The following is a 12,638-nucleotide window of genomic DNA, read 5'->3' on the forward strand; positions in this document are numbered from 1 at the left end:
CGGTATGGCCGGCGAAACCGCCGATCACGGGTCAGATCGGGTTACGATCGATCGAGGGCCGGTTCGCTCGGCTGGACCGCTCCTCGAGACGGGGCGCCGGTTTCCGCGGTCTTGGTTCGGTCGGTGTGATCCGGCGGGCGTGAGAGCGTGACGACCACGGTCGTCCCCTGTGGGCCGGTGTCAGCGAGTTCGACGGCACCACCGTATCTGTCCGCCAGGATTCGGACGAGATAGAGGCCGAGTCCGTGATTTCTCGATTTTCGGTCGAACAGCGACCCGTGCCACTGTTCCGGGATACCCGGGCCGTCGTCGGCGATGGCGACGGCCACCGTCTCCGCCGACGTCTCGACGCTCAGATCGACGTGAGGGGTCCCCGAATCGTTGTGGACGATCGCGTTCTCGAGGAGGTTTTCGAAAATCCGTTCGATGCCGGCGTTGCCGACGACGACGGCGGAGTCAGGGAGCCTCGCGTCGATTTCGGCGTCCGCGTACTGGTCCCGAGCGGCCGAAACCGTTCGCTCGAGCAGTTCCGCGAGATCGGTCGTCGACGTCCGCTCGGGACACTCGTTGGCGTCGAGCAACAGTCGAACGTCCTCGATGACGGCCGTGAGCGCGTCGCTCTCCTGATTGATGGCCTCGAGTCGCGTTCGCGTTCGGTCGTCTCGGCCGTCGTCGATGAGCATCGCCGCGTGCCCGCGGACGATCTGGACGCTGTTGAGCACCTCGTGTCGCAGGAGATCGTTCAGATAGCGGAGGAGTTCGCGCTCGTGTTCGAGCCGGTCGGCGTGGGCGGCGGTGGCGGCCGCATCGACCTCGCGGCGGATCGCCCTGGCCTCGAGAATGGCGACCGTGAATCCGCCGGCCACACCAGCGGTGGCCGCGAGCTGAAACCAGGCGAGTGTCCGGAGGGAACCGGGAGGCGAAAGGAGAACGGCCGCGAACCCGGCGACGAGCGCCGAACCGACGAGGCCGGCGAAACACCAGCCGGCGATTCGCCGATATCGGCCTGGGCCGACGGCGCCGCGCTCGAGTCGCCATCCACCCCAGAGTAGCCACAAAGCACAGATCCCGATCGCACCGGCGCCGAGTGTAACGGCGGCGTCGAGCGTCGTTCGAAACGCGACGAACCAGGACAGAACGACCGCAACGGAGAGCCCACCGACTGCGCTAACGGCGTACGGGAGGCCGTGTTCGATCGGTCGGCGGGCCGACGGTTCTCCGGTCATCTCGAGGATGGCGGTCCGCACGGTACAGGGAGCGGACGTTTCTACCGCCCTTCACAGACCGAAACGTGAAGTTTGTACCGACTTGTCACAGGCTGACACGGGACGATGCGTGGCGACCAGACTAACGCGAGTGGGGTCGCCGTACCCACTCGAAGAAAAATCGGTGAATCGTGACCGCTCAGAGACGGGTCGGTACGTCACGACAGTTCGGAGACGGGTCGGTACGTCACGGCCGCTCGGAGACGGGCGGTCGATCCGGAAGATCGATGCGTACGTCAGGATTTAGTCCCTTCGGCGACGGCCTACTGGTATGGAGCCTGGTTCCGTCCGAGCGGTTACGACCGGCGACTGTACGGACCTCTACTACCTCGATACCGGGATGTACGACACCGACGGCTACGGCGCCGTCTACGTCCTCGACGACGACCGCCCCGCCGTCATCGAGACCGGCATCGGCACCAACCACGAGCGCATCCTCGAAGCGCTCTCGGAGATCGGCATCGCTCGCGACGAACTGGCGGTGATCGCGGTGACTCACGTCCATCTGGACCACGCCGGTGGCGCGGGCTTTCTCGCACGAACGTATCCGAATGCGGACGTCTACGTTCCGGCGACGGGCGCCCGTCACCTCGTCGATCCCTCGGCGCTGGTCGCCGGGACGAAAGCCGCCGTCGGCGACCAGTGGGAGTTCTACACCGACCCCGAGCCGGTCCCGGAGGATCGCATCGTCGAAATCGACGACGGCGACGTGATCGACCTCGGGGACCACGAACTGCGCGTCCACGAGGCGCCCGGCCACGCCTTCCACCAGGTCGTCTTCGAAGACCCCGAAAACGACGCCGTCTTCACCGGCGACGCCGCGGGTCTCTGGGTTCCCGAGCGCGAGCGGATCGTCGAGACCTCTCCGCCCGCCGACTTCGACCTCGAGGAGTGTCTCGCCGACCTCGAGACGATCGCCGAGATCGACCCCGACGTGCTCTGTTACACCCACTTCGGTCCCCGCGAGGTCGGCGACGACCTCGAGTGCGCCTTGGCGGAGTACGCGACCGTCCTCGAGGAGTGGGTCGCCGACGTCGAGGCGGCTCGCGCCGACCTCGGCGACGACGAGGCGGTGATCGAACGGTTCGCGTCGTCGGCCGACCTCGGCGACGTCTGGACCGAACGTAAAGCCAGCGCCGAGGCGGCGATGAACGCCCGCGGCGTGCTCGGCTACCTCGACGACCGGGAGTGATCGCTCGAGCCGAACGGCTCGACGCCGCCAGTGGCGAGGCCGACGACCTCGCCGATGGGCCCGGTGTCGAGTCGGGTCGGAGCGTGATGACGTCGCCGGTGCGTCCGAGTCGGGTGGTGACATCGAGGGTGAACGACGTCACTGGTGGCGTCGAGATCGGACGATTCGGCCCATTCGACGTCTGGAAACGTCGGTTTTCGCCCGGTAATCTCTGCCTATCTTCGTCGGATTGGTACCCATCTCTCGATCGGGGCAATAAACGGCGTTGACTGGGTTCCAAGTTTCATCACGTTTTATCGTACGGGACCCATTCACATACGGGTATGGACTGGCGGGAGGCAGAACGCGAGTACGACGACGAGGTGATCCGCGAGACGACGCTCGGGCGGATGTTCGAGGAGGCCGCCGACCGACACACCAACCGACCGGCCCAGCGGTACAAGGGCGGCGTCTACGATCGGTCACTAACCGACGACGTCGTTCCGGCCGCGACGCCCGGGACGTTCCGGACGCTCTCCTACGCCGAAATGCGCGGGATCGTCAGGACGCTCGCGGCGGGGTTTCGCGACCTCGGTCTCGAGGGCGGCGACCGGGTCGGCCTCTTCGCCGACACCAGAATGGAGTGGGCACAGTGTGATTTCGCCCTGCTCTGTGCTGGCGGCGTCGTGACGACCGTCTACACCGGCTCGTCGCCCGATCAGGTCCGATACCTGCTCGCAGACCCCGACGCCTCCGGCGTCGTCCTCGAGAACGAGGCGCTCCTCGAGACGGTCCTCGAGGTCGAAGACGATCTCGACCTCGAGTTCATCGTCTCGATGGACGAACTCGAGGGGTACGACGACCGCGAGGACGTGGTGACCCTCGGCGAACTCCACGAACGCGGCGAAGAAGCCATCGACCTCGAGACGTATCAGGAGTGGGTCGACGAGCCAGCGATGGACGATCTGGCGAGTTTGATCTACACGAGCGGGACGACGGGACAGCCAAAGGGCGTCAAGCTCACCCATCGCAACTTCCGGTCGAACGTCAACCAGATTCGCAAACGGTACGGACCGCGTCCGGACAAAGACGACGGCCTGCCCGCGATCGACGAGGACGTCCGGTCGGTCTCGTATCTGCCGCTGGCACACGTCTTCGAGCGGACTGCCGGTCACTTTACGCTCTTTGCAAGCGGTGCCTGCGTCGCCTACGCCGAAGATCCCGATACGCTTCAGGAGGACTTCGAAGCGGTGGGGCCGAATACGGCGACGAGCGTGCCCCGCGTCTACGAGAAAATCTACGACGCGATCCGCGAGCAGGCCAGCGAGTCGTCGGTCAAACAGCGGATCTTCGAGTGGGCGACGGGTGTCGGCGTCGAGTATCAGCGAGCGGAGTCGCCCGGTCCGGTGCTCTCGGCCAAGCAGTCGATCGCCGACAGACTGGTCTTCTCGACGGTTCGCGAGACGCTGGGTGGAAACATCGAACTCCTGATCAGCGGCGGTGGAAGCCTCTCGCCCGAACTCTGTCGGCTCTACCACGCCATGGGACTGCCGATCTACGAGGGGTACGGCCTGACCGAGACCGCACCGGTCGTCTCGGTCAACCCGCCGGAGGAGCCCAAGATCGGGACGATCGGGCCGCCGCTTCCAGGCGTCGAGATCGAGATCGACGAGAGCGTCGTCGACCAGGCGGCGTTCGACGATCCCGGCGAGGTCGGCGAACTCCTCGTCCGCGGCCCGAACGTCGCCGACGGCTACTGGAACAACCCCGCCGCGACCGACCGCGCCTTTACGTCCGGAATCCGCGCCAGTGACGGGGGAGAGGTAGCCGAACGAACCGGCGACGGCCAGTGGTTTCGCACTGGCGACGTCGTCCATCGCCGCGACGACGACTACCTCGAGTTCCGCGAGCGGACGAAACAGATCCTCGTCCTCTCGACGGGCAAGAACGTCGCGCCGGGGCCGATCGAGGATGCCTTCGCCGCGAGCGAGGTCGTCGAGCAGTGCATGGTCGTCGGTGACGAACGGAAGTTCGTCGGCGCGTTGCTCGTCCCGAACACGGATCACGTTCGGGAGTGGGCCGAAGGCGAGGGGGTCGACCTCCCCGAGGATCCGGCGGCGCTCTGTGACGACGAACGCGTCCGCGAGTACGTCGGCGAGGAAGTCGACCGCGTCAACGAGGAGTTCGAACGCCACGAGACGATCAAGCGGTTCGAACTCGTCCCGCGGGAATTCACCGAGGAAAACGACATGCTCACGCCGACGATGAAGAAGAAACGCCGCGTCATCATGGACCGGTTCGACGATCGGGTCGAACGACTGTACGACGAACAGTGACTATCGGCGACATCGACGATCGCTAACTATCGAGGCGGCATCGACGAGCAGTAACCGTCGAGGCGACATTTCGGTCGGTGAGCGCCAGCGTGTAATATATCTCTCAGGGTTCCGTACTGTGACCGAATGACGTTTATCGCGGAGTTCTCGATCCAGGCGACGGAGTTCTCGTTCGGTGCCGTCCTCGAGGATCACGACGACCTCGTGATCGAGTTCGAGAGCGTCGTCCCGACCCACCACGGACTGATGCCGTTCGTGTTCGTCTGGGACGGCGGCGGGAATCCGGAGATCGAAGACGAGATTCGCGCCGATCCGGCGATCGACGAAATCGACGAGATCGATCGATTCGACGACGGCGTCCTCTACCGGATCCGGTGGAACGATTCGGTCGAAGGGTTGGCGAGTGCGATACGGGAGTCGAGGGCGACGCTGATCGAGGCGGTCGGCTCCGACGACCGGTGGACGTTCGAGATCCGCTTTCGTGAGCAAGACCGGATCGAACGATTCCAGGAACTCGTCCGGGAGTACGACATCGACCTCCACCTCGAGCGCCTCTCGACGGAACTCGAGGTCGACCCGAGTATGGAGTACGACCTGACCGAAAAGCAACACGAGACGCTCGTAACCGCGTTCGAGGCCGGATTTTTCGAGAATCCAAAACGGTCGACGCTCGACGATCTGGGAACGGAACTTGGCGTCTCGGATGCGGCAGTGACCGGCCGGCTTCGACGCGGAATGGCGAATCTCCTCTCGCAGACGCTGATGCGACGGGAGGGCGAACAGTAACGTCGTTATGTCGAATATCGATCCCGAGAGGGCGTTCCGAATCCTCCGGAATCGGACCGATAGCGCCGGAACGATCGTGCCGATTCGAGCGCCGAGAGACGGGACCCCCACTTGAACATCTAAACTCACTAACGCGTCGGTTCAGGGGGTTCGGTCCGATACGTACGCACAACGGGGGTCCGCCCGGAGACACCAATGAACGAACACGAACGCGAACGAGACGGGTCGGAAAACGTCGTCGTCCGCGTCTCGGTCGGAGAGCACGAACAGCCATCGATCGCCGTCGTCCGAGCGCTCGAGGAAGCGTCCGGCGACGATGCAACCGAGATGCGCCCGTTGTTCGACGTCCTGTCACCGGAATCGCTCGATCGATTGTTCGACGATACGAACACGACGGTTCGGCGCGGAACGGTTCGGTTTCCGGTGGACGACTTCGTCGTTCGCGTCGTCGATGGAACACACGTCGAACTCCGAGAACGGGGCGAAAAGACGGAGGCCTGAGACGGTCTGTTGGGAATCATTTCCGGCGCAACCGCGACTCGGACAGTTGCACCGAGACATCGGCACAGCAAACCGTATGAAACGGGTTACCGTCCCAAGGAACAGTCAACCCTGGCCGGTCGGTGACTGATCGACCGACAGCAGTTCGGACGAGTCGTCGGAAACGCGTTCTCACCGAAAGCATCTTTTCGCCGAGCCCCGGCCTGGCACGCGGTCAGTCGTCGGTACCATCCTCGCTGTCTCGATCCTCCCCTTCGTCTGGCCCATCATCGTCCCCCTGCTGTTCGCCCTCGTCGTCGCCGGCTTCCTGTTGCTCGTCCCCGTTATCACCGTCTTCGTCATCACCATCCTCCTCGTCGCCGTCTCCTTCGGTCGAATCGTCTCCCTGCCCTTCGTCATCGGCCTGGTTCGAGACGAACGTCTCCCCGATACGGACGAGCAACTCGCGCCACTCGAGCGATTCCTCGAGGTAGGCCTCGACCCACTCCGTTTCGATGGTAAACGAGTCCAGAGCCTCGCCGTCGTCGGGGTGGTAGGCGATGGCCTCGAGCCACGCGGCCGACAGCCCGTCTTCGACCACGGTCGTGTACCGATCCGCGATCAGTTCGATCTCGGCGGCGACGTCGTCCTCGCCCGCCCCGGTCGCGTCGTATCCGAGTTCGAGTCCATCGTCGTTGCGGTCGACGGCCACGCGGTCGAACCCGGCGTCCTCGAGTTCGGATACGAGCCAGTCGACGAGTTCGTCGTCGCGCTCGTCGGCGGATCGCTCCTCGAGTTCGCCATCCTCGTCCGACTCGGTCGTCCCCTCGTCGGTGTCAGCTTCCTCCTCCGTACCGCCCGCGTCGGAACCGGATCCGGCACAACCCGCGACGATCACACCGCCGACGGCGGTCAAGAACATTCGGCGTCTCATATCCTTTCTCGGAGAGACATCGTTGTCAAGAGGCGACGAACGATCGCCGTCAACGGGGAAGATACGGGGCAAAATCGGCGGCGGCCCGTCTCGAGTACCGGTCGAAAATTTCGACCGCCTCGTGGCTGTGGTGGTCGACTTATAGTAACAACTGCAACTATTTACACACTGATCGCCGACACGTCTGGCGATCAGGTGTGCAATGACTTGCAGTGGCTACTATAGTTACCGCGAAAAATCCGGGGATGGTCTGTGGTCGGTCGTCTAGCCGAGCACCTGCGAGACGGCGTTGTCGATCGCCGCGGCGACACTCGAGATGACGCTCTCGGGTTCCGCGTCGTCGTCATCGTCGTCATCGTCATCATCGTCGTCGGAGTCGGCGTGGCCGCAGTTGGAGTCGTAGGACTCCTCGAAGCTACTCTCGTCGTCGATGCTCTGTGAACTCTCGCTCTCGGAGTCGGTGTCGGAGTCGCTTCGGGTACTCTCTCGCGTGTCGCTGTCGCTTTCGCTGTCGCTTTGCTCGAGGGTACTCTCGCTCTCGCTGTCGTCGACGCTCTCGGATCGGTCGCTCTCGGTGAGCGAGGAGTCGCTGTCTTCGTCACTGCTCGACTCGGTTTCGACGTCCATGTTCTCGACGGTGTCGACGCCGGTGTCGCTCTCGCTTTCCGTGTCGAGTCCGGAGTCGGTGCTCTCCGTGCGGTCGCTCTCGGTCAACTCGCTTTCGTTCGTCTGGGTGCTCTGGTCGTTCTCGCTGACCGTGCGGTCGCTCGAGGTTTCGCTTTCATCGAACTGACTGCTCTCACGGTCGTCGTCACTGTCGGTCGTCTCGAGCGTGCTGTCGGTCTGTTCGCTCTCGGACTCGCTGGCGTCGCTCTCGCGGTCGTCGAACTCCGCGTCGCTCTGGGAGAGATCGCTCGCCGACTCGCTCTCGTCGACCTCGCTCTCGTCGACCTCGCTCTCGGATCCGCCGCGGTCGCTCTGTGAGGCGTCGAAGTCGGAATCGACGCTCTCGGCGCGGTCGCTGTCACTCTCGGAACTCGAGCGGTCGCTCTGGGTGAGAGTGTTCTCGCTGGCGTCGCGCTCGGATTCGTCGAAGGCGCTCTCGCTCACGTCGCGGTCGCTCGAGCTCACTTCGTGGTCGCTCTCCTCGCTTTCGTCGACCTCGGAGTCGCTCTCGCTGTCGATTCGGTCGAACGTATCGAGGTCGTTCTCTCCGCGGTCGCTCTCGTCGCGTTCGTCGACTTCGGAGTCGCTCTCGCTCTCGGAAAGCTCACTCTCTTCGCTCTCGCTCTCGTCGTGGTCGCTCTCTTCCTCGTCGAGATCGGTTTCGCTGACGTCGCGTTCGCTCGCGGTCGTGTCGCTCTCGTCGAGGTCGGTTTCGTCTTCGTCGCTCTCGCTTTCGCTCACGTCGACCGAACTCGAGGCGCTCTCGCTCACGTCGAGGTCGGAGTCGTCGTAGTCGACGTCGCGCTCGCTGTAGTCGCTCTCGCTCGCCTCGGACGTGTCGTCGCTCTCTTCAGTGTCGCTCGACTGCTCGAACGTGCTCGCACCGCTTTCCTCGGAGTCGCTCTCGCTGGCACTCGAGTCGGCCTCGTCGTGCGTGCTGTCGGAGCTGGATTCGCTCTCGTCGCTCTCGCTGACCGAGCGGTCGACGTCGCTTTCGTCTTCGTCGATCTGTACGTCCGCGTCGTCGACTTCGCTCTGGCTTTCGGTGCGGTCGCTCTCGTCGAGGTCGCTGACGTCGCGTTCGGTCTGGGAGCTGGATCGCTCGTCGCGGTCGTTCTCCTCGAACGTACTCTCGTCGCGTTCGGCGTCGCTGTCACTCGCGCTGTCGCTTTCACTTTCCTCGCGGTCGCTCTCGTCGAGGACGCTCGAGGAGTCGCTCTCGGTGTCGCTTTCGCTTATTTCGGAGTCGCTCGAGTGTTCGCGGTCGTCGCTACTCGTTCGCTCTCGCTCGCTACTGCTTTCTTGTTCGCTTTCCTCCTCGTCTTCCGTCGAAGCCGTGCTTTCGTCGACGGTCTCTCCTTCGTCACACCGATCGTCAACCTGCATGGTAGCGGCCTGACCGGAACTCGCACCCGCGAGCCCGCTCACGCCGGCCACACCCGACACCATCAGGAGGGCAACCAGTGTGATCGCTAGTAGTTTCTGACTCATGCTGTTCTCGGAACCTATTCCGTAGGCCACCGTTCTCTCCGCGTGTGTCCATCAAAAACCGGAGACGAAGCCTCGGGGAGATACGGGAGCGATAGCGTCCTCCCGGGCCGATCGACCGACGAACGACACGTCGTGATCGCCGTCGGATTCGTTCTCGCGGAACCGGCGTCGCGATCCGGCTGAAGCCGTCGGCAGAACTCGTCTCACCATTCCGATCCGTCTGGCGATCGGGTGTACAAGACCTGCAGTGGCTACTATCGTTCGATGGCAAAAAACAGTACAGCACGAACCGTCCTCACTCGAGTTCGCTGACGTCGACGTCGAAGCTCCCCTCGTCGTTCTGGACGAGGATCCCCTTGCGCTCGAGTTCCTCGACGCTGTCGCCGGTGACGATCAACCGCTCGGAGATCGTCTCGCAGTCGGAGTCGGTCGTCTGTTCGCGCTCGGTCTGATCGCGTTCGCTCTGGGAGCGGTCGCGCTCGCTGTCGGAATCCGTCTCGCTCCGGTCGCTGTCGCGCGTCTCGAGCCCGCGTTCGTGTTCGCTGACGTCTCGCTCGTGTTCGCGCTCGCTCTCGTCGTCGCGCTCGCTTCGGTCGCGCTCGCTCGCGTCACGCTCGCTGTCGTGCTCGCTTTCTCGCTCGCGCTCGGTGTCGATATCCTCTCGTTGGTCGGTCCCCGTATCGCGTTCGCGCTCGGTATCGAGTTCGGACGCCGTCCGTTCGTCGCGGTCGCGTTCGCTCTCCGTTCGCTCGTCGGAGTACGTGCTTCCGTCGCGTTCGCTCTCCGCGCGTTCTCGGTCGTTCTCCCGTTCGCTTCGATCACTCTCGGCTCGCTCGTCGTCGCTGTCGGCCGTCTCGAGGGTGCTCTCCTGTCTGTCGCTGTCGGCCTCGTCGTACTCCCGCTCGCTCTCGTCGCGCTCGCTCTCGTCGTGTGCGCGCTCATCGTCGGTCGTGCTCGCCTCGCGCTCGCTATCCTCAACCTCGCTCTCTGCGCCATGTCGGGCCTGCTCGCTCTCCTCGAGTGCCGACTCGAACTGTTCGCTCAGAAACGCCACACTCGAGAACGCGCTTCGGTCTCGCTCGCTCTCCTCGCGGTCGCCCTCCTCGTGCTCGCTTTCGGAACGCTCGGACTCGCCGGTCTCGCGTTCCGCTTCGGTTTCGGCCTCCTCGCTCTCCTCGCTCGACTCGTGGCGCTCGTCGTCGCGATCGAACCTGTCCTCGTCGATCCGATCCGACGCGGCGTCGCTCTCGGTCGTCTCGCGTTCGTCGGTCGCCTCCGCGTCGCGTTCACTCTCGCGTTCGTCGCTCTCGCGTTCGGTTTCCTCGCGGTCGTGTTCGTCGGATTCGGCCTCGTCGACCTCGTGTTCGTCCACACTCTCCTCGCCGTCCTCGGATTCGATCGACTGCGCGTCGTGCTCGCTGGTCTCTCGGTCGAGGTCGTCGTAGTCGACGGCGCGCTCGCTGTAGTCGCGTTCACGTTCGTCCGTCGTCGACTCGCGCTCGTCGGTTTCGCGGTCGCGTTCGCTTCCCTCGCGTTCGCTCTCGGCCGACTCGCCGTCGCTCGCGCTCGAGTCGGACTCGCTGTGCGTGCTGTCCGAACTCGATTCGGCCGCCTCGTGTTCGTCGACGGCGGACTCGCCCTCGCGTTCGGCTTCCTCGCGGTCGACGTCCGTATCGTCGATCTCGTGTTCGGCAAGGTCGCGCTCGCTCTCGGCGAGATCGCGCTCGTCGCGCTCGCTGTGGGCGTCGCGGTGTTCGTCGCGGTCGTTCACCTCGTACTCGCTCCCGTCGCGGTCGTACTCGCCCGCTCGTTCGCTGTCGCTCGCACTCGCCTCGCGTTCGCTTTCGTCGAGTGCGTACGATCCCTCTCGTTCACTGTCTCGCTCGCTCCTGTCGTGTTCGCGTTCGTTCTCCCGGTGGTCGTTGTTCGATCGGTCGCGTTCGCTCTCGCTCTGGCTCTCGCTCTCGTCGAGTTCGCTCGTGACGTCGACGTTCTCGTCGAGCTGTTCTGTCACGTCACAGCGCTCGTCGTCGAGCGTGTAGACGACGGTCTGATCGTCGCCGACGGTGACGACTCCGGTCGCGGCGACGACGCCGCCGACGATCAGCAACGCGGCCAACGCGACGACTCCAAGTTGATCTATCATGGGTCTCGGTACGTCTGTCGCCGATCCGCCGGTCACCCGATCGTCGGTCGGACCGGTCTCTAGACTGTCCGGTGTTCACCGCTCACGCTCAAAAGGGGGAGACGAAGGGACGGGAAGGATCGGCCCGAACGCCGGTGGTCCGGCCGGTATCGGGGCCTCCGACCGGGAGAGAAGAGGCCACTCGCGATGGCTGGAGCCGTTACAATCCCAGCCGAACGTGGCGAGGGCCACCCACCTGCGGTGTCGTTCACCGGTCAGTGATGTCGTTCGCCAGTCAACGGCGCCGCTCGCTGGGGGTCTCCCGACAGCTCGGACAGTAGTAGCCGTGGTACGGATCCCCCCGCTCGTAGGCGGATCCGCAGTCGATACACGGTGCGTTAGCGTGGGATGACATCGTTTCGTGCGTACGTGCCGGTAGCCGGCGAAACCCCTTGTAGAGCCGGTGGCCGAACGCGTCGATCCGGGAACGACGTTCGCCGATCGAGTCGGACGACGGTCAGTCGACTCTCCGCCGAATTGCCGCCTCGGCCCTGGGACGGACACCCGGGCGGAGGCGCGATCGGACCGATACCGACCCCCGGCGGCCACCTCACCCGCCGGATTCGACGACGACCTCGAGGTCGTCGCCGGCTCCGTCCCGCGCGTCGTCGACGGATTCGACGCCCTCGAGGACGTGCTCGGTCGGGTCGACGGGCTCGCCGTCGACGGTCACCGAAATTTCATCCCCCGAATCGGTCGAGAACGTCTCGTCGCCGACGGCGAATCTGTCTTCCGAAAGCTCCATCCCGAGCGTCTCGAGGGCGTACTCGACCGTCACGTCCTCACAGTGGACGTGCCAGACGTCGGCGTTGTCGTACGCGTGGAAGTGGAAACAGCCGTCACGCTCGAGATAATTCGGGTCGTCGAAGTCGACGACGGTCCCGTCGTACTCGACGTGGATCGTCCCGTGTTCGTGGGTTGGAGCCGACGTGTCGGGTTCGACGGCGGCGGAACTTGGCGTCTCGTCCGTTCCGAGTACCACCAGCCCGTAGCCGAGGGCGAGTGCCACGAGGACCGCGACGACGCCCGCGTAGAGGAGCACCGTTCGCCCGTTCGCAGTATCGTCGGCTCCTCGGCTCGAGGCGGTGTCGACTCCTCGGCTCGAGGCAGTGTCGACTCCGAGCCGACGCCGGTCGATTCGACCCAGTTCGTCGCGGTGTACGCGCTCTATGTGGCGGTCGTACGCCGCCTCGGGGACGGGCTCGCCGCAGTACGGACAGCGTTCTGTCATCGGATCTCACCTGCGAGAGGCCGCGGATAAAAAAGAAGACTGGTCGAACGATCGGGGCGGTCCTTCGCCCCACGCGAGACACCGCTTGCACGC

Annotated in this window: 10 protein-coding genes; 4 read left to right on the top strand and 6 right to left on the bottom strand. The window is 64.6% G+C overall.

Features of this window, described 5'->3' with window-relative positions; translation table 11 throughout:
* Positions 1-41: 41 nt before the first annotated feature.
* On the bottom strand, positions 42-1,226 hold the full coding sequence (locus AB7C87_RS13395) for a sensor histidine kinase (protein ID WP_369729975.1): 1,185 nt from the start codon (positions 1,224-1,226) through the stop codon (positions 42-44).
* Positions 1,227-1,536: 310 nt separating this feature from the next.
* On the opposite strand from AB7C87_RS13395, the gene AB7C87_RS13400 reads away from it, so the two are divergent.
* The 4 genes from AB7C87_RS13400 to AB7C87_RS13415 all read left to right on the top strand — a co-directional run bounded on the left by AB7C87_RS13400 (position 1,537) and on the right by AB7C87_RS13415 (position 6,059).
* The gene (locus AB7C87_RS13400) at positions 1,537-2,457 is read left to right on the top strand and encodes an MBL fold metallo-hydrolase (RefSeq protein ID WP_369729976.1); all 921 of its coding nucleotides are present in this window, start codon (positions 1,537-1,539) and stop codon (positions 2,455-2,457) included.
* Between the two features lie 323 nt (positions 2,458-2,780).
* Positions 2,781-4,772: an AMP-dependent synthetase/ligase gene (locus AB7C87_RS13405; protein ID WP_369729977.1), complete on the top strand. Its 1,992-nt coding sequence runs from the start codon at positions 2,781-2,783 to the stop codon at positions 4,770-4,772.
* Positions 4,773-4,898: 126 nt separating this feature from the next.
* On the top strand, positions 4,899-5,558 hold the full coding sequence (locus AB7C87_RS13410; protein ID WP_369729978.1) for a helix-turn-helix domain-containing protein: 660 nt from the start codon (positions 4,899-4,901) through the stop codon (positions 5,556-5,558).
* Positions 5,559-5,753: 195 nt separating this feature from the next.
* On the top strand, positions 5,754-6,059 hold the full coding sequence (locus AB7C87_RS13415; RefSeq protein WP_369729979.1) for a HalOD1 output domain-containing protein: 306 nt from the start codon (positions 5,754-5,756) through the stop codon (positions 6,057-6,059).
* A gap of 214 nt (positions 6,060-6,273) precedes the next feature.
* On the opposite strand, the gene AB7C87_RS13420 is transcribed toward AB7C87_RS13415, so the two are convergent.
* The 5 genes from AB7C87_RS13420 to AB7C87_RS13435 all read right to left on the bottom strand — a co-directional run bounded on the left by AB7C87_RS13420 (position 6,274) and on the right by AB7C87_RS13435 (position 12,545).
* On the bottom strand, positions 6,274-6,972 hold the full coding sequence (locus AB7C87_RS13420) for a DUF8159 domain-containing protein (RefSeq protein WP_369729980.1): 699 nt from the start codon (positions 6,970-6,972) through the stop codon (positions 6,274-6,276).
* Between the two features lie 264 nt (positions 6,973-7,236).
* Positions 7,237-9,129, bottom strand: a complete 1,893-nt coding sequence (locus AB7C87_RS13425) for a hypothetical protein (protein WP_369729981.1) — start codon at positions 9,127-9,129, stop codon at positions 7,237-7,239.
* A gap of 295 nt (positions 9,130-9,424) precedes the next feature.
* On the bottom strand, positions 9,425-11,275 hold the full coding sequence (locus AB7C87_RS13430; RefSeq protein WP_369729982.1) for a hypothetical protein: 1,851 nt from the start codon (positions 11,273-11,275) through the stop codon (positions 9,425-9,427).
* Between the two features lie 274 nt (positions 11,276-11,549).
* Positions 11,550-11,669: a DUF7564 family protein gene (locus tag AB7C87_RS24260; RefSeq protein ID WP_502260430.1), complete on the bottom strand. Its 120-nt coding sequence runs from the start codon at positions 11,667-11,669 to the stop codon at positions 11,550-11,552.
* Positions 11,670-11,864: 195 nt separating this feature from the next.
* Positions 11,865-12,545, bottom strand: a complete 681-nt coding sequence (locus AB7C87_RS13435; RefSeq protein WP_369729983.1) for a hypothetical protein — start codon at positions 12,543-12,545, stop codon at positions 11,865-11,867.
* Positions 12,546-12,638: the final 93 nt, after the last annotated feature.

Source organism: Natrarchaeobius versutus (genome assembly GCF_041205745.1).
Lineage (GTDB): Archaea > Halobacteriota > Halobacteria > Halobacteriales > Natrialbaceae > Natrarchaeobius > Natrarchaeobius versutus.